Source organism: Pseudomonas aeruginosa (genome assembly GCF_001457615.1).
GTDB lineage: Bacteria > Pseudomonadota > Gammaproteobacteria > Pseudomonadales > Pseudomonadaceae > Pseudomonas > Pseudomonas aeruginosa.
The window spans coordinates 639,771-662,334 of sequence record NZ_LN831024.1; the positions used below are offsets into that span (position 1 = coordinate 639,771).

19 protein-coding genes are annotated in these 22,564 nt (G+C 65.1%); 13 read left to right on the forward strand and 6 right to left on the reverse strand.

From position 1 onward, the window contains the following. Nucleotides 1-75: 75 nt before the first annotated feature. The 3 genes from pdxA to lptD are packed head-to-tail and all read right to left on the reverse strand — an operon-like array spanning nucleotide 76 to nucleotide 5,121. Nucleotides 76-1,062, reverse strand: coding sequence for a 4-hydroxythreonine-4-phosphate dehydrogenase PdxA (gene pdxA / locus AT700_RS02970; protein WP_003117956.1), 987 nt, complete (start codon nucleotides 1,060-1,062; stop codon nucleotides 76-78). Further along, entirely contained in the window at nucleotides 1,059-2,351 is a 1,293-nt protein-coding gene (locus AT700_RS02975) for a peptidylprolyl isomerase (protein WP_003109024.1), read from the reverse strand. The genes pdxA and AT700_RS02975 overlap by 4 nt, the downstream gene beginning before the upstream one ends. Beyond that, nucleotides 2,332-5,121 (reverse strand): LPS-assembly protein LptD, encoded by a 2,790-nt coding sequence (gene lptD / locus AT700_RS02980; protein ID WP_016852409.1) that lies wholly within the window; start codon nucleotides 5,119-5,121, stop codon nucleotides 2,332-2,334. The genes AT700_RS02975 and lptD overlap by 20 nt, the downstream gene beginning before the upstream one ends. Before the next feature lie 126 nt (nucleotides 5,122-5,247). On the opposite strand from lptD, the gene AT700_RS02985 reads away from it, so the two are divergent. From AT700_RS02985 to AT700_RS02995, 3 genes are read left to right on the forward strand one after another with little or no spacing between them, the layout of a single operon-like run. Continuing rightward, nucleotides 5,248-6,264: an aminoglycoside phosphotransferase family protein gene (locus AT700_RS02985; protein WP_048520735.1), complete on the forward strand. Its 1,017-nt coding sequence runs from the start codon at nucleotides 5,248-5,250 to the stop codon at nucleotides 6,262-6,264. Beyond that, complete coding sequence (gene murU / locus AT700_RS02990) at nucleotides 6,261-6,935, forward strand: N-acetylmuramate alpha-1-phosphate uridylyltransferase MurU (RefSeq protein ID WP_016852410.1); 675 nt, start codon at nucleotides 6,261-6,263, stop codon at nucleotides 6,933-6,935. Before AT700_RS02985 ends, murU begins: the two co-directional genes overlap by 4 nt. A 1-nt stretch (nucleotide 6,936) precedes the next feature. Next, nucleotides 6,937-7,695, forward strand: a complete 759-nt coding sequence (locus AT700_RS02995; protein ID WP_016852411.1) for a DnaJ domain-containing protein — start codon at nucleotides 6,937-6,939, stop codon at nucleotides 7,693-7,695. Here AT700_RS02995 and AT700_RS03000 read toward each other — a convergent pair whose 3' ends face one another. Next, nucleotides 7,696-8,757 (reverse strand): alpha/beta hydrolase family protein, encoded by a 1,062-nt coding sequence (locus AT700_RS03000; protein WP_012613533.1) that lies wholly within the window; start codon nucleotides 8,755-8,757, stop codon nucleotides 7,696-7,698. It abuts the gene before it with no gap. Between the two features lie 151 nt (nucleotides 8,758-8,908). On the opposite strand from AT700_RS03000, the gene AT700_RS03005 reads away from it, so the two are divergent. The 10 genes from AT700_RS03005 (at nucleotide 8,909) to trpE (ending at nucleotide 21,053) form a co-directional block, all read left to right on the forward strand. Next, the gene (locus AT700_RS03005; protein WP_009875783.1) at nucleotides 8,909-11,302 is read left to right on the forward strand and encodes a PAS domain S-box protein; all 2,394 of its coding nucleotides are present in this window, start codon (nucleotides 8,909-8,911) and stop codon (nucleotides 11,300-11,302) included. Between the two features lie 45 nt (nucleotides 11,303-11,347). Next, the gene (locus tag AT700_RS03010; protein WP_003085103.1) at nucleotides 11,348-11,980 is read left to right on the forward strand and encodes a response regulator transcription factor; all 633 of its coding nucleotides are present in this window, start codon (nucleotides 11,348-11,350) and stop codon (nucleotides 11,978-11,980) included. A gap of 128 nt (nucleotides 11,981-12,108) precedes the next feature. Beyond that, nucleotides 12,109-13,143 (forward strand): polyamine ABC transporter substrate-binding protein, encoded by a 1,035-nt coding sequence (locus AT700_RS03015; RefSeq protein ID WP_048520737.1) that lies wholly within the window; start codon nucleotides 12,109-12,111, stop codon nucleotides 13,141-13,143. Nucleotides 13,144-13,376: 233 nt separating this feature from the next. Next, a complete protein-coding gene (locus AT700_RS03020; RefSeq protein ID WP_003085109.1) occupies nucleotides 13,377-14,486 on the forward strand; it encodes an ABC transporter ATP-binding protein in 1,110 nt (369 codons plus the stop codon). Between the two features lie 55 nt (nucleotides 14,487-14,541). Further along, nucleotides 14,542-15,588: an ABC transporter substrate-binding protein gene (locus AT700_RS03025; protein WP_003099539.1), complete on the forward strand. Its 1,047-nt coding sequence runs from the start codon at nucleotides 14,542-14,544 to the stop codon at nucleotides 15,586-15,588. Between the two features lie 114 nt (nucleotides 15,589-15,702). Then, the gene (locus AT700_RS03030; RefSeq protein WP_048520738.1) at nucleotides 15,703-16,950 is read left to right on the forward strand and encodes an ABC transporter permease; all 1,248 of its coding nucleotides are present in this window, start codon (nucleotides 15,703-15,705) and stop codon (nucleotides 16,948-16,950) included. 105 nt (nucleotides 16,951-17,055) lie between these two features. Beyond that, a complete protein-coding gene (locus AT700_RS03035) occupies nucleotides 17,056-17,886 on the forward strand; it encodes an ABC transporter permease (protein WP_003099535.1) in 831 nt (276 codons plus the stop codon). Between the two features lie 123 nt (nucleotides 17,887-18,009). Continuing rightward, nucleotides 18,010-18,684 (forward strand): ribulose-phosphate 3-epimerase, encoded by a 675-nt coding sequence (gene rpe / locus AT700_RS03040; protein WP_003085122.1) that lies wholly within the window; start codon nucleotides 18,010-18,012, stop codon nucleotides 18,682-18,684. Beyond that, nucleotides 18,684-19,502: a phosphoglycolate phosphatase gene (locus tag AT700_RS03045; RefSeq protein WP_003099532.1), complete on the forward strand. Its 819-nt coding sequence runs from the start codon at nucleotides 18,684-18,686 to the stop codon at nucleotides 19,500-19,502. The genes rpe and AT700_RS03045 overlap by 1 nt, the downstream gene beginning before the upstream one ends. Before the next feature lie 72 nt (nucleotides 19,503-19,574). After that, nucleotides 19,575-21,053: an anthranilate synthase component I gene (gene trpE, locus AT700_RS03050; RefSeq protein ID WP_003085126.1), complete on the forward strand. Its 1,479-nt coding sequence runs from the start codon at nucleotides 19,575-19,577 to the stop codon at nucleotides 21,051-21,053. Between the two features lie 185 nt (nucleotides 21,054-21,238). Here the strand turns inward: trpE and prtN are convergent, their stop codons facing one another. Together prtN and prtR are read right to left on the reverse strand one after the other, a co-directional pair. Continuing rightward, on the reverse strand, nucleotides 21,239-21,553 hold the full coding sequence (prtN, locus tag AT700_RS03055) for a pyocin genes transcriptional regulator PrtN (RefSeq protein ID WP_003118905.1): 315 nt from the start codon (nucleotides 21,551-21,553) through the stop codon (nucleotides 21,239-21,241). A gap of 99 nt (nucleotides 21,554-21,652) precedes the next feature. Continuing rightward, complete coding sequence (prtR, locus tag AT700_RS03060) at nucleotides 21,653-22,423, reverse strand: transcriptional regulator PrtR (RefSeq protein ID WP_003113202.1); 771 nt, start codon at nucleotides 22,421-22,423, stop codon at nucleotides 21,653-21,655. Nucleotides 22,424-22,564 lie beyond the last annotated feature (141 nt).

A 22,564-nucleotide genomic window follows, 5' to 3' on the forward strand; every position in this document is an offset into this window, starting at 1 on the left:
AGGCGCGGATGCGAAAGGGCGCCATTTTAACAGCGAAGCGTCGGGCCGGCAGGGCTAAACGATGGCCGACCGCCGTCAGCAGCGGCTGGCCGCCATCTGGTAGGCGGTTTCCAGGGCGACCTGCAGGCTGCCGCTATCGATGCGGCCGCTTCCGGCCAGGTCGAGCGCGGTACCGTGGTCGACAGAGGTGCGGATGATCGGCAGGCCGAGGGTCACGTTCACGGCGGCACCGAAGCCCTTGTACTTGAGCACGGGGAGACCCTGGTCGTGGTACATCGCCAGCACCGCGTCGCAATGCTCCAGGTGCTTGGGAGTGAACAGGGTGTCGGCCGGCAGCGGGCCGACCAGGTCGAGGCCTTCGCCACGCAGGCGCTCGAGGCAGGGTTCGATCACCTCGATCTCTTCCCGGCCCAGGTGACCGCCTTCGCCGGCGTGCGGGTTGAGTCCGCAGACCAGGATGCGCGGATGGGCGATGCCGAACTTGTCGCGCAGGTCGGCGTGGAGGATGCGCGCGACCCGGGACAGGCGCTCGTCGCTAATGGCGTCGGCGACCTCGCGCAGCGGCAGGTGGGTGGTCGCCAGGGCCACGCGCAGGCCACGAGTGGCCAGCATCATCACCACCTGGGCGGTGTGGGTGAGGTCGGCGAGGAATTCGGTATGGCCGGAAAAGGGGATGCCGGCTTCGTTGATCACGCCCTTGTGCACCGGTGCGGTGATCATCCCGGCGAAGTGCCCGTCGAGGCAGCCCTGGCCGGCGCGGGTCAGGGTTTCCAGGACGTAGGCGGCGTTGGCTCGGTCCAATTGCCCGGGCCGGACCGGGGCGGCCAGGGGCGTATCCCATACGTACAGTTGGCCGGCCTTGGCCGGTCGCTCTGGCCAGGCGGCCGGGGAAACGTCCTTAAGGTCGATCGCCAGGCCCAGTTGGCCGGCGCGCTCTTGCAGGAGCGTGCGGCTGGCGATGGCGATCAGGGGGTGGGGCTGGGCGGAGCGGGCGAGCAGCAGGCACAGATCGGGTCCGATACCTGCCGGCTCGCCTGGAGTGAGCGCGAAGCGCAGGCTCACTGCTTGATTTCCACGTAGGCCTCGTCGCGGATCTGCCGCAGCCAGGCTTGCAGTTCCTCGTCGTACTTGCGGTTGCGCAGTACGCTTACCGCCTGCTGCTCGCGGAACTTCTCGCTGCTGTCGGTGGCGCGACGGCCGAGGACCTGCAGGATGTGCCAGCCGAACTGCGAGCGGAACGGCTTGGACAGCTCGCCCTGCGGGGTATCGTTCATCACCTGGCGGAACTCGGGCACCAGGGCTTCCGGATCGATCCAGTTCAGGTCGCCGCCGTTGAGGGCGGAACCCGGATCTTCGGAGAAGCTCTTCGCCAGTTCGCCGAAGTCTTCCCCGGACTGGATGCGCTCGTACAGCTTCTGCGCCAGCTTCTCGGTCTCCGCTTCGCTGCGGATCTCGCTGGGCTTGAGCAGGATATGGCGGACATGCACTTCGTCACGGACCATCTTGCTGCCGCCGCGCTTCTCTTCCAGCTTGAGGATGATGAAGCCGCCGGGGGTGCGGACAGGCTCGGTGACGTCGCCGACGGCCAGGGAGCCGATCATGCTGTCGAACGGCTGCGGCAACTGGGCGGCCTTGCGCCAGCCGATCTCGCCGCCTTCCAGGGCGTTATCGCCGGCCGAGCGGGAAATCGCCAGTTGGCCGAAGTCGGCGCCCTGCTTGAGCTGCTGGTAAAGCTCCTGGGCCTGCCTTGCGGCGGCCTGGATCACGTCCGAGGACGCGGCTTCCGGCACCGGGATCAGGATATTGGCCAGGCGGTACTCTTCGGAAAGCTGGATCTTGCCCATGTCCGAGGCGAGGAAGTTCTTCACCTCCTGCTCGCTGACCTGGATGCGCTCGGCGACCCGGCGCTGGCGCACACGGCTGATCACCATCTCGCGACGGACCTGCTCGCGGGCGTCGGCGTAGGACAGGCCGTCGCGGGTGAGGGCGGCCTGGAACTGCTCCAGGCTCATGCCGTTGCGCTGGGCGATGGTGCCCATCGCCTGGTTCAGCTCCTCGTCGGAGATGCGGATGCCGGAGCGGTCGCCGATCTGCTGCTGGATGTTCTCGATGATCAGGCGTTCCAGCACCTGCTGGGTCAGCACGTGCTCGGGCGGCAGCGGCGCACCGCGCTTGAGCAGGGTCTGGTGCACTTCACGCAGGCGCTGGTCGAGCTGGCTCTGCATGATCACATCGTTGTCGACGATGGCGACGACCCGGTCCAGTGGTACCACTTCGGCATGCGCGAAGGAGCAAAGGAGTGCTGCGCCCAATGCAAGGGGGCGCAGCCGGTTACATAGCTTGATCTTCACGTTGACGATAACCTTGGATGCCTTTGTCGAGGAACATTTCCGTCTTGTTGCCTACGATGCCGCCGAGGCCCTTCAGGACGATCTGCAGGAAGATGCCGCGGTCGGCTTTTTCATTTTGGTTGAGGAAGGCATCGTCATCCACGTCCAGCCAGTAGCGGTTGATCAGACGCAGCTTCCAGCAGCAGCTGTCGTATTCGAAGCCACCGAAGGCCTCTAGGGTCCGGTTCTTGTTGTAGTCGTACTGCCAGCGGGCGAGCACGGACCATTGCGGCACCAGCGGCCAGATGACGGAGAAATCATGCTGCTTGATGATGTCGTTCTCGCGGCCATACTCGAAGCGGCCCGTAGAGCTGTTGAAGCGGCGGGAGTCCTCGCGGTAGCGATAGCCTGCGTTGACCACCTTGTTCGGATTGTCTTCCGGCTGGTAATGGAACATCGCACTGCCAGACTCGGTGCGGCTCGTGTTGGGGTTCCAGTTAAAGTCGGAACTGACTCTCCAGTCGCGATTGAAGCGATATTGGCCCATCAAGGCATAAGGAGAGCGCCAGCTATCTGTATCCGGGTCTTTCAGGTCCAGATTGGGATTTTTGCTTCTCATGAGCGCCAGATCTTTTTCAGATAGACCTGGAAGCTGAACACGACGGTCGCGGAAGTAATAAATTTGCCCTGCACTCAAACTTGCACGTTCGAATCCATTGGATTCGATGAAACGGGTGGTTACACCAAGAGAGAGTTGATTGGCATCACCGATACGGTCACGACCGGAGAAGCGGTTTTCCCTCCATAGGGAGTCGTAGCTGAACGAAGGTTCACTGGTGTCGAATACCGGGATGTTCTCCTGATCCTTGTATGGAACGTAGAGATACATCGCCCTTGGCTCCAGGGTTTGTCGGAATTGCGTACCGGCTAAGGTGGTGTCGCGATCAAAGTACAGCCCGCTATCGACCTTAACCAGAGGCAATGAACGATCTTGGCTGCTATCGAAGGTCTCGTCATAGGTCGTGAGAGTGCGCTTGCCCTGGCTGTCCAGATCCAAATCATATTTGGTGTACAGGTACTTCAAGGTCGGCGTCAGGTAACCCCAACTGCGGGTCATCGGTAGGCTCATGCCGGGTTCGAGATGTACACGGTCGCCGGTGGAGCGTGCCAGGCCTTGTAGATAGGCGTCCGGGCGACGGCCCCACTCGCTGCCGTCGTCGTTCAGGTAAATATTATCGTCCAAATCCCGGTCGAAGCGGACGAACTCGGTGCTGTAGTTGAACTTCACACCGCCAGGTTCGTAAGGCAAGAAACCATCGAAAGTGATCTGTGGCAGACGCTCGTAAGGCGTTACATCGGTGGTGGTCGCCAACTGGTACGCCTGCGCATTCAAGCGGCCAGTAAAGGTGTCCCCGCGATAGGTCAGAGTGCCCCGTTGGTTGACGTAAGTAGTACTGCCTACACCCAGGTCAGTATCCAGATCCTGGAAGTAATAGGGATCGCTGATCCGTGTGTAGTCGACCTCGGCCAGCCAGCGCGAATCGAGGCCGGTGGTGTTCTTGAGGCCGTAGAGCCAGCGGTCCTTGCTGTAGTCCGGGAAGTTCTCGCGGTGATCGTCCTTGTCGTTCAGGTAGGCGGCGTTGACGGTGCCTTCGCTGCTGTGGGTCAGGTAGCGGAACTCGCCTTCCAGCATCATGCCGCGCTTGGCCATGTAGCGCGGGTACAGCGTGGCGTCGTAGTTCGGCGCCAGGTTGAAGTAGTACGGGGTGACCAGGGTGAAGCCGGTGTCGCTGGTGCTGCTGAAGCTCGGCGGCAGGAAGCCGGACTGGCGGCGGTCGTCGATCGGGAAATAGATGTACGGGGTGTAGAACACCGGGAAATCTTTGACCCGGAGGGTCGCGTTGGTCGCGGTGCCGAAGCCGGTGGCCGGGTTCAGCTTGACGTTGTTGCCCTTCAGGGTCCAGGCGTTGCTGCTCGGTTCGCAGCGGGTGTAGGTGCCATCCTTGAGCATGATGATGGCGTTCTCGCTGCGCTTGGCGTAGAGCGCGCTGCCGCGGGCATGGGCCTTGTGGATCACGTACTCGGCGTTGTCGACCTGGGCCTCGCCGTTGTCCAGCTGGACCTGGGCGTGGTCGCCGACCACCAGCATGCCCTTGTCGCGCAGCTTGACGTTGCCGACCAGTTCGCCGCGGTTTTCCAGCTGGTGCAGGTTGGCCTCGTCGCCTTCCACCTGCATGCTGCCCTGGCGCAGGACCACGTCACCGGCGAGGGTGGCGATCTGTTTTTCCTGCTCGTAGCGCGAAGCCTTGGCGGATACGTAGGTCGGGCTCTCGTCGCTGGGCGCGCCGTCATCCATGCCCGGACGCACCGGCTCGATGTAGGAGCCGCCGCAATAGGGGCCGATTTCCGCCAACTGGGCGGCGGTCAGTTTTTCCCGAGGAATCCAGTCGAGGTGCGAGTAGTCCGCACTGCGGGACTTCAGCGCGCGACCGCCGGACTCGGTGACCAGGCGCTGGGTCGGCTCTGCCTCGACGGTTTCGCCTCCGCTGCCGGATACACTGGTGCCCGCCGCGGCGGTGCTGACCGAGGTCGCGGTATGCGCCGGGCGCGGTGGCAGGTTGGCATTGGCGTTCTGCAGCGGGGAGCAATCCCAGCCGCCGGTGGCCGATACCTTGCAGTCGAACTGATCGGCGGCCTGTACAGTCAATGCTGCGACCGGCTGCAGAGCCAGCAGGCTGCCGGTGACCAGCAGGGGAAACTTTCTTCGAAACACGAGGGATTTCACTGCCATCTTGTTAATCCGGGCTTCCTGCGCGCCATCGGCCCGGTGGGCCGCACGCCTCTCGATGGGCTGAAAAAGATGCTGGATAATAAAGCATGACCTGCGCAACGGCTAGGGCCGTGGAGAACCCCGTAAATGTCTGATGATGCCCGTTTCCAGCAGCTGAATCGCTGGTTGGACTCTTGTTTGCCCGAGTTGTTCGTTGCCGAAGGTTGGGGGGAAGTGCCCCCCGCCGAACTGATCCCGGCCAGTAGCGACGCCAGCTTCCGTCGTTATTTCCGCTGGCAGGGAGGGGACCGCAGCCTGGTGGTGATGGACGCGCCGCCGCCCCAGGAAGACTGCCGACCGTTCGTCAAGGTCGCCGGACTGCTCGCCGGAGCCGGCGTGCATGTGCCGAGGATTCTCGCCCAGGATCTGGAGAACGGTTTCCTGCTGCTCAGTGACCTGGGCCGGCAGACCTACCTCGACGTGCTTCATCCCGGGAATGCCGACGAGCTGTTCGAACCGGCCCTGGATGCGCTGATCGCCTTCCAGAAGGTCGATGTCGCCGGTGTCCTGCCTGCCTACGACGAAGCGGTGCTGCGCCGCGAGCTGCAGCTGTTCCCCGACTGGTACCTGGCCCGCCACCTCGGCGTGGAGCTGGAGGGCGAGACGCTGGCCCGCTGGAAACGGATCTGCGACCTGCTGGTACGCAGCGCGCTGGAGCAACCGCGGGTGTTCGTCCATCGGGACTATATGCCGCGCAATCTGATGCTCAGCGAGCCCAACCCGGGCGTCCTCGACTTCCAGGACGCCCTGCACGGCCCGGTCACCTACGATGTCACCTGCCTGTACAAGGACGCCTTCGTCAGTTGGCCGGAGCCGCGCGTGCATGCCGCGCTGAACCGTTACTGGAAGAAGGCGACCTGGGCCGGCATCCCGCTGTCGCCAAGCTTCGAAGACTTCCTCCGCGCCAGCGACCTGATGGGCGTGCAGCGCCACCTGAAGGTGATTGGCATCTTCGCCCGTATCTGTCACCGCGACGGCAAGCCGCGCTACCTGGGTGACGTGCCGCGCTTCTTCCGTTATCTGGAAACCGCCGTGGCGCGCCGTCCCGAGCTGGCCGAACTGGGCGAGCTGCTGGCCTCGCTGCCGCAGGGAGCCGAGGCATGAAGGCGATGATCCTCGCCGCCGGGCGTGGCGAGCGCATGCGGCCGACCACCCTGCACACGCCCAAGCCGCTGATCGAGGCCGCCGGCGTGCCATTGATCGAGCGTCAGTTGCTGGCGCTGCGCCAGGCCGGAGTCGACGACTGGGTGATCAACCATGCCTGGCTTGGCGAGCAGATCGAGGCCTATCTCGGCGACGGTTCGCGCCTGGGCGGGCGGATCGCCTATTCCCCGGAGGGTGAACCGCTGGAAACCGGTGGCGGAATCTTCCGCGCCCTGCCGTTGCTCGGCGAGCAGCCGTTCCTGTTGCTCAACGGCGATGTCTGGAGCGACTTCGACTACTCTCGGCTGCATCTTGCCGACGGCGACCTGGCGCATCTGGTGCTGGTCGACAACCCGGCGCACCATCCCGCCGGCGATTTCCACCTGGATGCCGGCGGACGGGTGGGCGAGACCCGCGAAGCGGGCGGCAACCTGACCTACAGCGGGATCGCCGTACTGCATCCCGCGCTGTTCGAGGGCTGCCATCCGGGCGCCTTCAAGCTGGCGCCGCTATTGCGCAAGGCCATCGCCGCGGGGCGGGTCAGCGGCGAACACTATCGTGGGCACTGGGTCGACGTCGGTACTCACGAGCGCCTGGCGGAAGTCGAGCGATTGCTGGCGGAGCACGCCTGAGATGCTCTGGCCCGCTACGCTGATCGGAGCCGGAGCCGGCTGGGCCCTGGCCAGCATCCCCGGCGCCCTGCTCGGCGGCCTGCTGGGGCAACTGCTGGACCGCAGGTTGCGCCTGGAGTCCTGGCGCGGCCTGCTGGCGCGCTTGCGCGGGCGGGCGGTGAACGATGAGGACGACCTGCTGTTCCAGTTGCTCGGCTATCTGGCCAAGAGCGGCGGGCGGGTGGAGGAAATGCATATCCGCCAGGCGCGCGAGGAGATGGCGTTGCGCAAGCTCGATAGGCGAGCCCAGCGGCGTGCCATCGCGTCCTTCGGCAAGGGCAAGGCCGGCATCGCCCATCTGCAGGAGGAGGTCGCGCGTCTGAAAGGCGAACGTGCGGAGGCAGTATTGCTCGCCTGCTGGCGGATGGCCTGGGCTGGCGGCGTGCTCAGCCAGTCGGCGCGACAACTGGTGTTGCAATGGGGGCGCTGGCTGGGTTGGTCGGCGGAGCGAACGGAACGCTTGTCGGCGCGGGTCATGCCGAAGCCCACGCGCGCTGTCGCCCGGGATAGCTACCGTGAGGCCCTGCTGCTGCTCGGCGTGGAGGCCGGAAGCGAGCCGGCGCTGATCAAACGCGCCTATCGCAAGCTGATCAGCCAGCATCATCCGGACAAACTGGCGGGAGCCGGCGCCAGCGTCGAGCGCGTGCGTGCGGCTACCGAGAAAACCCGTGAATTGCAGGCGGCCTACGCCCTGGTCCGAGAGCGTGAGGGGTTCCGCTGATCACTCCGCAGGTTTCTGCGCATCGGCCTGCAGGTGAAGGCTGAGCCAGCCGCGGATTCGTCGGTACAGTTGCTCCTGCTCCGCCTTGGGGTCGGCCGGTAGCGCCTGCATCGCGATTTGTACGTAGGCCGGGTGTTTCTGCCGCTTGCCGGCCTGCATGCGCAGCCTGGCCGCCTCGCGGTCGGCGCGGGCGTCGCGGTAATAGAAGTCGCCGGTCGCCAGTTTCAGCTTCGGCACCATATCTTCCAGCGCCGGGCGAAAATCGCGCGGTACCTCCGCGGCAACCAGCAGCAGGTTGTGGATTTCCGCAGGCTCCTTCTCCGCCAGGTAGCGTGCCGCCCAATAGGCGCCCGTGCCATGACCGAGCAGGACGACGCTTTTCGGTTCGTGCTGCAGGGCCAGGTCGATGCTCGCCTGCAGGCGCGCCATGACCCGTTCGGCGTGCGCCTTGCGCTGCTCGACCGGATCGATGGCTGGGGGAGGGGCCTGGTCCTCGCTCTGCGCCGGTTCGCCGCTGCCGGCTTGGGCGGTGCTTTCCGGCGCCGGCGCGTTGCCGCTTTCTCCTTTCACGTCAGGCTTGCTTGCGCTGTCCGCGGCGCTGGCGTCCTTGTCGGCGCTGGCGCTGGCAGCGGATTCCGCAGGGCGGGTAACCGGCGCGGTGCTCTGCGGGTCGGGCAGGGCCAGGCTCAGGGTCTGCCAGCCGGCATCCGGCAGTTTGCGCCTTAGCGGGCCGATGGCTTGCGGCCAGTCCGGACTTTCGCCATCACCGGGAACCAGGATCACTACACCTTCGGCCTCGGCGGTGTTGGCTGGCAACCAGAGGGTGAGGAAGCTTTCGTCGCCGGCCTTGAGGATCTGCTGGCCGTCCTCCGGCAACTGGCGCTCCAGCCCCTTGGCCTCGTCCTGGCTGCGCTCGCTGACCGCCGGGCGTTCCACGGGGGCCGGCGGCTGGTCCTTGGCGGCCTCCTCTTCGGCATGAACGAAAGCCGGCGGCAGGAAAGCGGCGGCCAATAGCAGCGGCAGCAGGGCGGAGGGCTTCGGCAGTAGAGAGAAGGCCGGCATTGGAAATTCCCGATAGACAATTCAGAAGGCAGCCTAAACCCAGAGCACTTCTTTGTCAGGCCGAGCCTTCGCATGGTTCGCCGGTCGCGCTCGCGGTAAGGTATGCCCGCTTTTCCTTCCGTTGCGGTGTATTCCGTGGAGTGTCGCCGGCATGTTGCGTCGTTGCTGTCTGCTCTTCTTCTGTCTGCTGTTGAGCCTGCCCGTGCGAGCGGAGGAGTCGGTCGCCTTGCCGCTGACGGCGGAGCTACGGACCTGGCTGGCGGAGCATCGGGAATTGCGCGTCGGGGTGGTCACCGAAGCGCCCTATGCCCAGTACGACCGCCGCCTGCAACAGTATTCCGGGGCCAACGTGGAGCTGATGGGCTGGCTGGCCACGGCAATGCAGGTGACCTTGCGGTGGCAGGGCTATCCCGACCAGGCGGCGCTCGACGATGCCCTGCGCGCTGGGCGCGTGGATATCGCTCCCGGCCTCAGCCAGACCCCAGCCGGGCTGCGCTTGTGGCTGTTCTCCGATCCCTACCTGCGGGTTTCCCGGCTGGTGGTGGGGAAGCGCGATGGCAGCGGCAGCGTCGAATTGGAGCAACTGGAGCGCGATACCCGGGTTGCCGTGCGGGCCGGCAGTTCGGTAGCCGACTACCTCAGCAGCACCTATAGCGGCCTGCAATGGGGGGCGGCCGATTCCGAACGCGAGGTGCTGCGCGCCGTGCTCGCCGGACAGGCACGCTACGCGGTGATCGACGAAGCGCAACTCAGCCGCCTGACTCGCGAGCCGGAGTTCGCCGAGCTAGCGGTGGTTGGCGACATCGGCTACCCGCAACTGCTACGGGTGGCGACCCGTCGCGACTGGCCGGAACTGGCGATGGTGGTCGACCAGGCGTTGCGCTCGCTGCCGCGCAAGTCCCTGGACCAGTTGCACGAGCGCTGGTTGCAACCCAAGTATCCGCGCCTCGGCGAGTCGCCGGGGTTCTGGCAGAACCTGTCGATCCTCCTCGGCCTGCTGCTGGCCGGCGCGCTGGCGGCGGTGTTCCTCCAGCGGCGCCAGCAGCATGCGCTGGAAGCCCGGCTGTACGGCGCCCGCCGCGACCTGGAGCTGCGCCAGGCGGCCGAGGAGGCGCTGCGCCTGACCCAGTTCTCCATCGACAACAGCACCCTGGGCATCCTCTGGGTCAACTGGGACAGCCGCGTACGCTACGCCAACCGCGCCGCCGAACAGATGCTCGGCCATGCCGACGGCCAACTCGTGGACCGTCCGCTGGCCGACTTCGAGCCCGGCCTGGACATGGACCGCTGGTTGAATCTTTGGCGTCGTGCGCGCAATAGCGAGGAGGGCCCGCTCAGCTTCGAGACCCGCTGCCTGCGCGCCGACGGCAGTTGGCTGCCGGCCGACGTCTCGCTTAGCTTCCTGCGCTTCGGCACGTCCGAGTATCTGGTGGTGTTCCTCAGCGACGTCACCGAGCGCCGCCGTGCCCGCGAGGCATTGCAGGAAAGCGAGGCGCGGATGAAGGGCATCGCCTCCAACGTGCCGGGCATGGTCTTCCGCCTGGAGCGCCCGCGGGCCGGCGCGTTTTCCGACTTCGCCTATATCAGCGAGGGCAGCGAGGCGCTGGTCGGCTACAGCGCTCGCGAACTGATCGAGAGCGGCCGCGGCATTCGTGGCCTGGTCCATCCCGACGACCGCGAGCGCTACTGGTCGAGCCAGATGGCTGCCCTCGACGAGAATCGCGACTGGCATTGGCAGGGCCGCATCCTCACCCGCCAGGGCGAATTGCGCTGGGCCGACATCAAGGCTTCGGCGCGCTGTTTCGAGGATGGTCGCGCGGTCTGGGACGGGGTGGTCTGGGACATCACCGCGAACAAGCAGATCGAACTCGAACTCGGCGAGTCGCGCGCCCAGCTCCGCGAGCTGTCGGCGCACCTGGAGTCGGTGCGGGAGGAGGAGAAGGCGCGTATCGCCCGCGAGGTCCATGATGAGCTGGGCCAGGTGCTGACGGTGCTGAAGCTGGAAACCTCGATGTGCGAGCTGGCCTATGCCGATGCCCAGGAGGGCCTGCGCGAACGCCTGGGCAACATGAAAAAGCTGATCGCCCAGTTGTTCCAGCTGGTGCGCGACGTGGCTACCGCACTGCGCCCGCCGATCCTCGACGCCGGAATCGGCTCGGCGGTGGAGTGGCAGGCGCGGCGCTTCGAGGCGCGCACGCAAATTCCCTGCCTGGTGGAGGTGCCGGAGAACTCGCCGCAGTTGGTCGACGCCAAGGCTATCGGCCTGTTCCGCATCCTCCAGGAGGCGTTGACCAATGTCATGCGGCATGCCGAGGCGCATACTGTGCAACTGCGTCTGCTGCGCGAGGGCGACGAGCTGTGCCTGAGCGTCAGCGACGACGGTCGCGGGTTCGATGTTGCCACGGTGGGGCGTGGCAGTTCCTTCGGCCTGGTCGGCATGCGTGAGCGGGTGCTGATGATGGGCGGTACGCTGGACATCGACAGTGCCCCCGGCGAGGGCACCACGCTCAGCGTGAGGATTCCGCTGGGCGTCGCGGGCCCGTGACAAGAACAACCGCCGGCAAGGCGGAACAGCGTGAGGCAGCAAAGAGTGGTGATCCGAGTCCTGGTCGCTGAAGACCACACGATTGTCAGGGAAGGCATCAAGCAACTGATTGGCATGGCCAAGGACCTGCAGGTGGTCGGCGAGGCCACCAATGGCGAGCAGTTGCTGGAAACCCTGCGCGGAACGCCTTGCGAGGTGGTCCTGCTGGATATCTCCATGCCCGGCGTCAATGGCCTCGAGGCGATTCCGCGGATTCGCGCGCTGAACGAGCCGCCGGCGATCCTGGTGCTGTCGATGCACGACGAGGCGCAGATGGCCGCCCGCGCCCTGAAGATAGGTGCTGCCGGCTATGCCACCAAGGACAGCGATCCGGCATTGCTGCTCACCGCGATCCGCAGGGTCGCCGGCGGCGGACGCTACATCGACCCGGACCTTGCCGATCGGATGGTCTTCGAGGTCGGCCTGACCGATTCGCGTCCGCCCCATGCGCTGCTCTCCGAGCGCGAGTTCTCGGTGTTCGAGCGGCTGGTGCAGGGCGCCAACGTCAACGAGATCGCCCAGCAACTGGCGGTCAGCAACAAGACCATCAGTACCCACAAGGCACGCCTGATGCAGAAGCTCAACGCGCATTCGGTAGCTGACCTGGTGCGCTACGCGATGGAGCACCGCCTGCTCTGACAGGGGCGTTCGCCCAGGTTTTGCTCGCGGCTTGTGCGCCAGGTCCGGTTTTCGCGATCTGCTGTCTACCTGGCTTCCGCGCGGCAGGGAATGATGCTTGCCGGCCAACACGATAAGGAGAAGAAACGATGTTGCCAGCCATGAGGACGGGCCTGTTGTGCGCCCTTCTCGGAGTTACCGCGCCCGCCTGGGCGGAATACGTGACCGTGATTTCCTTCGGCGGCGCCAACAAGGAAGCCCAGGAAACCGCGTTCTACAAACCCTTCAAGAGCGCCACCGGCAATCGCGTGGTGCATGGCTCCTACAATGGCGACCTGGCCAAGCTCAAGCGCATGGTGGAGATCAGCCACGTCTCCTGGGACGTGGTGGAAGTCGAGGCGCCGGAGCTGGCGCGCGGTTGCGAGGAAGGTCTGTTCGAGAAGCTGGACATGGCGAAGGTCGGCGATCCCGCGGATTTCGTTCCCGGCGCGGTGCAGCCCTGCGGAGTCGGCATCTTCGTCTGGACCACGCTGCTTGCCTACAACCCCGGCAAGGTTGCGGGCAGCCCGCAGGGCTGGGCGGATTTCTGGGACGTGAAGAAGTTTCCCGGCAAGCGCGGCCTGCGCTGGGGCGCCAAGTACAGCCTGGAGTTCGCCCTGATGGCCGATGGCGTGGCGCCGAAGGACGTCTACCAGACGCTGGCGACGCCCGCCGGCGTCGAGCGGGCATTCCGCAAGCTCGACGAGCTGAAGCCCTATATCCATTGGTGGAAGTCCGGGCAGGACCCTGTGCACGACCTGGCCGATGGCACGGTGGTGATGAGTTCGGCCTACAACGGGCGGATCGCCGCGGCGCAGGCCGAGAAGCAGCGCCTGGCAATGGTCTGGAGCGGCGGCGTCTACGATTTCGACTTCTGGGCGCTGCCGGTCGGGGTTTGGAAGAAGCAGTTGGCCGAGGAGTTCATCCGTTTCGCCAGCCAGCCGGAGCAGCAGAAGGCTTTCGCCGAGAACATCGCCTACGGCCCGGCCAACCGCAAGGCGGTAGGCCTGCTCGATCCGCAAGTGGCTGCCAACCTGCCGACCGCGCCGCAGAACATGCAGAACGCGGTGGGTATGAACGTGGCCTTCTGGGCGGAGCACGGCGAGGCCCTGGAGCAGCGTTTCCAGAACTGGGCCAAGCGCTGAGGAGGCCGTTGCGCGCCAGCCGGAGAGCGCTGGCGCGCAAACCTTTGCTCTTCTCGAAAGCTCCTTCCCAGAGCGGTCTGGCCCATTCCGGGGGGCATCTTTTTTGTAGGGCGATTCCTACAAAGAGCTTTCCTTTCCCCTGATAGAAAACTCTCTTGCCGGCCGATTTGCGTCCTGCGCCGGGTTCTCTAGGCTGTTCGCACAGCATCCATAAAACGAACAAAGGTGCGGTTATGGCCGAGACTCAAGGCGGCGATGTGCTGGTCAGCTTCCGTGGCGTGCAGAAAAGCTACGACGGCGAGACCCTCATCGTGAAGGATCTCAACCTGGACATTCGCAAGGGCGAATTCCTCACCCTGCTCGGCCCCTCCGGGTCCGGCAAGACCACCAGCCTGATGATGCTGGCCGGTTTCGAAACCCCCACCGCCGGCGAAATCCTCCTGGCCGGTCGCTCGATCAACAATGTCCCTCCGCACAAGCGCGACATCGGCATGGTGTTCCAGAACTATGCGCTGTTCCCGCACATGACCGTGGCCGAGAACCTGGCCTTTCCCCTCAGCGTCCGTGGCATGAGCAAGACCGACGTGAAGGAAAGGGTCAAGCGCGCGTTGTCGATGGTCCAGCTCGACGCCTTCGCCGGGCGTTATCCGGCGCAGCTTTCCGGTGGCCAGCAGCAGCGCGTGGCGCTGGCCCGCGCGCTGGTCTTCGAGCCGCAACTGGTGCTGATGGACGAGCCCCTGGGAGCGCTGGACAAGCAACTTCGCGAGCACATGCAGATGGAAATCAAGCATCTGCACCAGCGCCTCGGTGTCACCGTGGTCTACGTCACCCACGACCAGGGCGAGGCGCTGACCATGTCCGACCGGGTGGCGGTGTTCCACCAGGGCGAAATCCAGCAGATCGAGCCGCCGCGCAATCTCTACGAGCAGCCGCGCAACACCTTCGTGGCCAACTTCATCGGTGAGAACAACCGTCTATCCGGGCAGCTTCTCAGTTGCGACGGCGAGCGCTGCGTGGTCGGACTGCCGCGCGGCGAGAAGGTCGAGGCGCTGGCGGTCAACGTCGGCCAGCCGGGCGAGCCGGTAACCTTGTCGATCCGCCCCGAGCGGGTGCGCCTGAACGGTGCCAGCGAGTCTTGCGTCAACCGTTTCTCCGGCCGCGTGGCCGAATTCGTCTACCTGGGCGACCACGTGCGTGTGCGCCTGGAGGTCTGCGGCCGCGACGACTTCTTCGTCAAGCAGCCGATCGCCGAGCTGGACCCGACGCTGAGCGTCGGTGATGTGGTTCCGCTGGGCTGGCAGGTCGAGCATGTGAGGGCGCTCGACCCTCTGCCGGCGGCGTGAGCGCCGGCAGTCCCGAACCGTACCGAAGCAACCCTGCACTGTGGAGAGAACAATAATGTCGAAATCCCTGAAAGCGGCCAGCCTGAAGTTCGCCACCCTGGCGGCCGGCCTGGCCTGCGCGGCCCAGGCCATGGCGGTGGACCTGACCGTGGTGTCCTTCGGCGGGGCCAACAAGAGCGCCCAGATCAAGGCGTTCTACGAGCCCTACCAGAAAGCCACCGGCAACAGGATCGTCGCCGGCGAATACAACGGCGAGATGGCCAAGGTCAAGGCCATGGTCGATACCAACAGCGTGTCCTGGGACCTGGTGGAAGTGGAGTCGCCGGAGCTGTCGCGCGGCTGCGACGAAGGCCTGTTCGAGGAACTCGACCCGGCGCAGTTCGGCAAGACCGAGGACTTCGTGCCCGGCGCCATCCAACCGTGCGGCGTGGGTTTCTTCGTCTGGTCCACGGTGCTCGCCTACAACGCCGACAAGCTGAAAAGCGCGCCGACCAGTTGGGCGGACTTCTGGGACATCAAGAAATTCCCCGGCAAGCGCGGCCTGCGCAAGGGCGCCAAGTACACCCTCGAATTCGCCCTGATGGCCGATGGCGTGGCGCCGAAGGACGTCTACGGCGTGCTCGCCACCAAGGAAGGCCAGGATCGTGCCTTCAAGAAGCTCGACGAGATCAAGTCGAGCATCCAGTGGTGGGAGGCGGGCGCCCAGCCGCCGCAGTACCTGGCTTCCGGCGATGTGGTGATGAGTTCTGCCTACAACGGTCGGATCGCCGCGGTGCAGAAGGAAAGCAACCTGAAGGTGGTATGGAACGGCGGCATCTACGATTTCGACGCCTGGGCCATCCCGAAGGGGGCGAAGAAACGGGAAGAGACCCTGAAGTTCATCGCCTTCTCGGTGCAGCCCCAGCAGCAGAAGACTTACTCGGAAAACATCGCCTACGGTCCGGCCAACAAGCAGGCGGTGCCGCTGCTGGACAAGGCCCTGCTGAAGGACATGCCGACCACTCCGGAAAACATCCAGAACCAGGTGGCAATGGACGTGACCTTCTGGGCCGACTACGGCGAACAACTGGAACAGCGCTTCAACGCCTGGGCGGCCAGGTAATCCTCGCCTGACCCTCCAGTGAGGGCCGGAGGGGCCGCCGCGCGGCGGCTCCTCCTACCGTTCCACACTTTCCAGGGCCGCTCCCGACGGCCCGCTTTTTTTCCGGAGTTCGCTATGGCCACAGCTGTGCCCATGTCCCAGGCCGCCGGCAGCACCCTCAAGCAACGCCTGGCGCGCGCCGAGCGGATGAACCGCCTGAAGTCCCTGGCGCTGATCCTGCCCCTGCTGGCCTTCCTGGTCCTGACCTTCCTGGTGCCGATCGCCGCGCTGCTCTACAAGAGCGTGTCCAACCCGGAAGTGGTTCGCTCGTTGCCGCTGACGGTAGAGGCCATCTCCGCCTGGGACGGCAAGTCGCTGCCGGCCGACGCCGTCTACAAGGCGCTCAGCCAGGATCTCGCCGAGGCTCGTCGCAACCAGACCATCGGCGATCTCTCCAAGCGCCTGAACATGGAGCTGGCCGGTTATCGCAGCCTGATGGCGAAGACCGCGCGCAAGCTGCCGTTCAAGGAGGAGCCCGCTTCCTACAAGGACGCCATGGAGCAGCTCGACGAGCGCTGGGGCGACCCCGCCTACTGGCAGGTGATCCGCCGCAACGCCAGCAGCTATACGCCCTATTACCTGCTCGCAGCCCTCGACCACCGGATCGACGATCTCGGCGAAGTGGCGCGCGCCACCCCGGACCAGGCCATCTACCTGGACATCTTCGCCCGCACCTTCTGGATGGGTGCGGTGATCACCGTCATCTGCCTGCTGCTGGCCTACCCGCTGGCCTACCTGCTGGCCAACCTGCCGACGCGCAAGAGCAACCTGCTGATGATCCTGGTCCTGCTGCCGTTCTGGACCTCGATCCTGGTACGTGTCGCTGCCTGGATCGTCCTGCTGCAATCGGGTGGCCTGATCAACGGCGCGCTGCTCAAGCTCGGCCTGATCGACCAGCCGCTGCAACTGGTGTTCAACCGCACCGGCGTATACATCGCGATGGTGCACATCATGCTGCCGTTCATGATCCTGCCGATCTACAGCGTGATGAAGGGCATTTCGCCGAGCTACATGCGCGCCGCGATTTCCCTCGGCTGCCACCCGTTCGCCAGCTTCTGGCGGGTGTATTTCCCACAGACCGTCGCGGGCGTCGGCGCCGGTTGCCTGCTGGTGTTCATCCTGTCCATCGGCTACTACATCACCCCGGCGCTGCTGGGCAGCCCGAACGACCAGATGGTCAGCTACTTCGTCGCCTTCTATACCAACAGCACCATCAACTGGGGCATGGCCACCGCCCTCGGCGGCCTGCTGCTGCTCGCTACCCTGGTGCTCTACGTCGTCTACAGCTGGCTGGTGGGCGCCAGCCGCCTGCGCCTGGGATAGAGGGCCTTCCGAGAAGGCCAACCGATTCCCCTCTGCCTTCGGAAAAAAGGTTGCCCGGAGGGCGGGGAGAGGGGGATCCGCACGAAACACATTGGAGAGCGAGTCATGCTGAGTCCCTACATGTCCCCGGTCGAGCGCCTGTGGTTCTACTCCCTGCGCATCCTCTGCGGCCTGGTACTGCTGTTCCTGGTACTGCCGGTGCTGGTCATCGTGCCGCTGTCGTTCAACTCCGGCACTTTCCTGGTCTACCCGCTGCAAGGGTTCTCCCTGCGCTGGTACGCCGACTTCTTCCAGTCCGCCGAGTGGATGCGCTCGTTGACCAACAGCATGATCGTCGCTCCGGCGGCGACCCTGCTGGCAATGGTCTTCGGCACTCTGGCAGCGATCGGCCTGACCCGCGGCGAGTTCCGCGGCAAGGCACTGGTGATGAGCCTGATGATTTCGCCGATGGTGGTGCCGGTGGTGATCATCGGCGTGGCCAGCTACCTGTTCTTCGCTCCGCTGGGGCTCGGCAACAGCTACCTGTCGCTGATCGTGGTGCATGCGGTGCTCGGCGTGCCGTTCGTGATCATCACCGTCTCCGCGACCCTGCAGGGGTTCAACTACAATCTGGTGCGCGCCGCCGCCAGCCTCGGCGCGCCGCCGCTGACCACCTTCTTCCGGGTGACCCTGCCGCTGATCGCTCCGGGAGTGATTTCCGGCGCGCTGTTCGCCTTCGCCACCTCGTTCGACGAAGTGGTAGTGACCCTCTTCCTCGCCGGTCCCGAGCAGGCCACCCTGCCGCGGCAGATGTTCAGCGGCATTCGCGAGAACCTGAGCCCCACCATTGCCGCCGCGGCGACCTTGCTGATCGGTTTCTCCGTACTGCTGTTGCTGACCCTGGAATGGCTGCGCGGGCGCAGCGAGAAGATGCGTACCGCACAACCCGGCGGCTGAGGCGCAGGGCGCGCCCGGCTTGGTCCGGGCGTCGGCTGCTGCGGCGAAAAGTCGTCATTTTCACCGCCAAAAACCGATAACGGCTACAATGCGCGCCTTCCGTGATCCCCTTTGAGGTGCGCCATGCAACCCTTCGCCATCGCTCCGTCGATCCTTTCCGCCGATTTCGCCCGCCTGGGCGAGGACGTGGACAAGGTGCTCGCCGCCGGTGCCGACATCGTTCACTTCGACGTGATGGACAACCACTACGTGCCGAACCTGACCATCGGCCCGATGGTCTGCTCGGCGCTGCGCAAGTACGGCGTGAGCGCGCCGATCGACGTGCACCTGATGGTGTCCCCGGTGGATCGCATCATCGGCGACTTCATCGAAGCTGGCGCCACCTACATCACCTTCCATCCGGAAGCTTCCCAGCACATCGACCGTTCCCTGCAACTGATCCGCGACGGCGGGTGCAAGGCAGGCCTGGTGTTCAACCCGGCCACTCCGCTGGAGGTGCTGAAGTACGTGATGGACAAGGTCGACATGGTCCTGCTGATGAGCGTCAACCCCGGCTTCGGCGGGCAGAAATTCATCCCCGGTACCCTCGACAAGTTGCGCGAGGCACGCGCCCTGATCGATGCCTCCGGTCGCGAGATCCGCCTGGAGATCGATGGCGGCGTCAACGTCAAGAACATCCGTGAGATCGCCGCGGCGGGCGCCGATACCTTCGTCGCCGGCTCGGCCATCTTCAACGCCCCGGACTACGCCGAGGTCATCCGCGCCATGCATGCCGAACTGGCCCAGGCGCACCAGTAATGAGCGCTGCGGAGCCGTTCTTCGCCACGCGCCTGCCGCGTCTGGTGATGTTCGACCTGGATGGCACGCTGGTCGATTCCGTTCCCGACCTCACCGCCGCGGTCGACAGCATGCTCGCCAGCCTCGGGCGGCCGCCGGCGGGCATCGAGAAGGTCCGCCAGTGGATCGGTAACGGCGCACGCGTCCTGGTGCGTCGCGCCCTGGCCGGAAGCATCGAGCACGACGGCATCGGTGAGGAGGAAACCGAAGCCGCGCTGGCGTTGTTCATGGAGGCCTATGCCGACAGTCATGCGCTCACCGAGGTCTACCCCGGCGTCGTCGACACCCTCAAGTGGCTCAAGCGCAACGGCGTGGAAATGGCGCTGATCACCAACAAGCCGGAGCGCTTCGTCGCTCCGCTGCTGGATGAGATGAAGCTGGGTCGCTATTTTCGCTGGATCATCGGCGGCGACACCCTGCCGCAGCAGAAGCCCGACCCGGCGGCGCTGCTGTTCGTGATGAAGATGGCCGGCATCGAGCCCGAAGATGCGTTGTTCGTCGGTGACTCGCGCAACGACGTGCTCGCCGCCAAAGCTGCCGGCGTGCGCTGCGCGGCGCTGACCTATGGCTACAACCACGGCCGGCCGATCGCCGAGGAAGCGCCCACCCTGGTCATCGACAACCTGCGCGACCTGCTGCCTTGCGCCGACCAGGCCGCTGAGATAGTGTTGCCGGACGACTCCCTTTCCCCCTCCGACCAGCGAGATCAAGCCGTGGCGGTCAGCAAACTCTGGATGAAGGTCATCAAGGCCCTGGCGCGTTGGCGCTGGCGCGCCTGACATCATCCTCCGCCGGATAGCCGGCGCGCGTTTGCACCCTGTTGACCGTTCTCTCCTCCGATGAGGCTGATCATGAATCGCGAAGAATTCCTGCGGCTGGCCGCCGATGGCTACAACCGCATCCCGCTGTCCTTCGAGACCCTTGCCGACTTCGACACGCCGCTGTCGATCTACCTGAAGCTGGCCGACGCGCCGAACTCCTACCTGCTGGAGTCGGTGCAGGGCGGCGAGAAATGGGGGCGCTATTCGATCATCGGCCTGCCGTGCCGCACGGTGCTGCGGGTCTACGACCATCAAGTACGGATCAGCATCGATGGCATGGAAACCGAGCGCTTCGATTGCGCCGACCCGCTGGCTTTCGTCGAGGAGTTCAAGGCGCGCTACCAGGTGCCCACCGTGCCCGGCTTGCCACGTTTCGATGGAGGCCTGGTCGGCTACTTCGGTTACGACTGCGTGCGCTACGTGGAAAAACGCCTGGCCACCTGTCCGAACCCGGACCCGCTGGGCAACCCGGATATCCTGTTGATGGTGTCCGATGCCGTAGTGGTATTCGACAACCTGGCCGGGAAGATCCACGCCATCGTCCTCGCCGATCCCTCCGAGGAAAATGCCTACGAGCGCGGCCAGGCACGTCTGGAGGAGCTGCTGGAGCGTCTACGCCAGCCGATCACCCCGCGTCGCGGCCTCGACCTCGAGGCGGCCCAGGGTCGTGAGCCGGCGTTTCGTGCCAGCTTCACCCGCGAGGACTATGAAAACGCGGTAGGAAGGATCAAGGACTACATCCTGGCCGGCGACTGCATGCAGGTGGTGCCGTCGCAGCGCATGTCCATCGAATTCAAGGCGGCGCCCATCGACCTGTACCGCGCGCTGCGCTGTTTCAATCCGACGCCCTACATGTACTTCTTCAACTTCGGCGACTTCCATGTCGTGGGCAGCTCGCCGGAGGTGCTGGTACGGGTCGAGGATGGCCTGGTGACGGTGCGCCCGATCGCCGGTACCCGTCCGCGCGGGATCAACGAAGAGGCCGACCTGGCACTGGAGCAGGATCTGCTGTCGGACGCCAAGGAGATCGCCGAGCACCTGATGCTGATCGACCTGGGGCGCAACGACGTGGGGCGGGTGTCCGATATCGGCGCGGTGAAGGTCACCGAAAAAATGGTGATCGAACGTTACTCCAACGTCATGCACATCGTGTCCAACGTCACCGGGCAATTGCGCGAGGGGCTCAGCGCGATGGACGCGCTGCGGGCGATTCTGCCGGCGGGCACTCTATCCGGCGCGCCGAAGATCCGCGCCATGGAGATCATCGACGAGCTGGAGCCGGTCAAGCGTGGAGTCTACGGCGGCGCGGTCGGCTACCTGGCATGGAACGGCAACATGGACACCGCCATTGCCATCCGCACCGCGGTGATCAAGAACGGTGAACTCCACGTGCAGGCCGGCGGCGGTATCGTTGCCGACTCGGTGCCCGCGCTGGAGTGGGAAGAAACCATCAACAAGCGCCGGGCGATGTTCCGCGCCGTGGCGCTGGCCGAGCAGAGCGTCGAATAAGACGGCGCGAGGCGGAAGAAAAGAAGGCGGATGGCGTTTGCGTCATCCGCCTTTTTTGTGCCCGGCTGGACCCACGCATTGGCTTCGCCCTACGCGGCACCGCTTTCGTAGGGCGAATATCGCGGTGCGATATCCGCCGGGCGGAGCATGGTGTCGCTCCCGCGATGTAGGCGACGGCGGGCCGCTCAGGGGGCGATGCTGTCCGCGCCTGGCGGTGCTCGACGGGCGCCTCCGGCTTGGTTCGCGCGCTGGTCGACGTAGGCGGCGAGGTGATCGAGGGCCACGAACTGCATGGCCTTGTGGCTATCGTCGAGGGTCGTCACCGGCAGGGCGATCCGCCCGCATGCCAGGGCCTTGCTGAAGTTTTCCTTGTTCAGGTTGCGAAACCAGCGTTCGCGGACCTGCTCCAGCGGCACCAGGACGTCGCCGAAGATGCGGTAGACCAATTCCACGGTTTCCTGGCGTGGAATCGGAGTGCTAGGGGCGATGGATGGCTGCATGGTATTCCCTCCTGCGGCTACACGTCGTTGAGGGAAATATAGCTCAGGTTGTTTTCTTGTTCAATAGCTGAAGTTGTAGAGCGGGCGAGCGCCAGGCGCTCACCGCACCAGGGACGGGCCGCGCCGGTGGCGTACGGTGGACCACCAGAAGACCCAACCGATCATGCTGATCTGGCGGCTGCGCATGTCCTCCGGCGAGTACTCCTCGTCCGGATATTCCTCGCGGTTGAAGCTGCGCAGGCGAATGCCGCCGCCGGGCAGGCGATAGACGAACTTCACCCGCAGCATGCCGTCATGTTCGAGGGCGTAGATCTCGCCATCGGTGATATGGGTGGTGGCGGTGTCCACGCCGATGGTGGAGCCATCCATGATCAGCGGTTCCATGCTGTTGCCGGTGAGTTGGGCGCAGATCGCCGCCGACGGATCGACGCCCGAGGCTCGCAGCGTGGCATAGGAAAAACGCAGCTTGCGCCCCTCTATCTCGCGTACCGCAGTGCGTCCGGCGCCGGCGGACATCTCCACTTCCTTGTACAGCGGCAGTTCCACTTCGTCTTCGTCCAGCGGTGTGTCGCTGTCCCACGGATGCAGCGGTTCCAGCACCAATGGGCTGCCATCGGCCACGGACACGGCACTGCGCGCGGCTGGAGCGCCTTCGCCGGTCTGCAGCCAGACCGGCGAGACGCCCAGGGCCGCCGCGATCTCGATCAGCTTGCGGGTGCTCTGGGCCTTGCCCGAGGTCAGCTTGTGAATGGTGTTCTGCGAAACCCCTGCCGCTTCGGCGAGGGTTTCCTGCTTCAGGTTGCGCATCGCCATGGCCTGCTTGAGGCGAGCGGCGAAGCTGTCGGGCGGGATCTGGGTGCTCTTGTCCATGCTCGGCAATCTACAGATCGATGGATTTTCTGTAAAGAGCCTAGGTGTTGACGATAAATAGCTTTGGTTGTAATTTCTCTTCCGTCAGAAAGCGGAAGGGGTGGGTTCCACAACTTCCCACCCGCCTTTCAGAGATTTCAC

Excerpts from the sequence above, each read along its gene's own strand:
- lptD (WP_016852409.1), bottom strand. The coding sequence starts at position 5,121 with ATGGCAGTGAAATCCCTCGTGTTTCGAAGAAAGTTTCCCCTGCTGGTC.
- AT700_RS02985 (WP_048520735.1), top strand. The coding sequence starts at position 5,248 with ATGTCTGATGATGCCCGTTTCCAGCAGCTGAATCGCTGGTTGGACTCT.
- murU (WP_016852410.1), top strand. The coding sequence starts at position 6,261 with ATGAAGGCGATGATCCTCGCCGCCGGGCGTGGCGAGCGCATGCGGCCG.
- AT700_RS02995 (WP_016852411.1), top strand. The coding sequence starts at position 6,937 with ATGCTCTGGCCCGCTACGCTGATCGGAGCCGGAGCCGGCTGGGCCCTG.
- AT700_RS03000 (WP_012613533.1), bottom strand. The coding sequence starts at position 8,757 with ATGCCGGCCTTCTCTCTACTGCCGAAGCCCTCCGCCCTGCTGCCGCTG.
- AT700_RS03005 (WP_009875783.1), top strand. The coding sequence starts at position 8,909 with ATGTTGCGTCGTTGCTGTCTGCTCTTCTTCTGTCTGCTGTTGAGCCTG.
- AT700_RS03015 (WP_048520737.1), top strand. The coding sequence starts at position 12,109 with ATGTTGCCAGCCATGAGGACGGGCCTGTTGTGCGCCCTTCTCGGAGTT.
- AT700_RS03020 (WP_003085109.1), top strand. The coding sequence starts at position 13,377 with ATGGCCGAGACTCAAGGCGGCGATGTGCTGGTCAGCTTCCGTGGCGTG.
- AT700_RS03025 (WP_003099539.1), top strand. The coding sequence starts at position 14,542 with ATGTCGAAATCCCTGAAAGCGGCCAGCCTGAAGTTCGCCACCCTGGCG.
- AT700_RS03030 (WP_048520738.1), top strand. The coding sequence starts at position 15,703 with ATGGCCACAGCTGTGCCCATGTCCCAGGCCGCCGGCAGCACCCTCAAG.
- AT700_RS03035 (WP_003099535.1), top strand. The coding sequence starts at position 17,056 with ATGCTGAGTCCCTACATGTCCCCGGTCGAGCGCCTGTGGTTCTACTCC.
- rpe (WP_003085122.1), top strand. The coding sequence starts at position 18,010 with ATGCAACCCTTCGCCATCGCTCCGTCGATCCTTTCCGCCGATTTCGCC.
- AT700_RS03045 (WP_003099532.1), top strand. The coding sequence starts at position 18,684 with ATGAGCGCTGCGGAGCCGTTCTTCGCCACGCGCCTGCCGCGTCTGGTG.
- trpE (WP_003085126.1), top strand. The coding sequence starts at position 19,575 with ATGAATCGCGAAGAATTCCTGCGGCTGGCCGCCGATGGCTACAACCGC.
- prtN (WP_003118905.1), bottom strand. The coding sequence starts at position 21,553 with ATGCAGCCATCCATCGCCCCTAGCACTCCGATTCCACGCCAGGAAACC.
- prtR (WP_003113202.1), bottom strand. The coding sequence starts at position 22,423 with ATGGACAAGAGCACCCAGATCCCGCCCGACAGCTTCGCCGCTCGCCTC.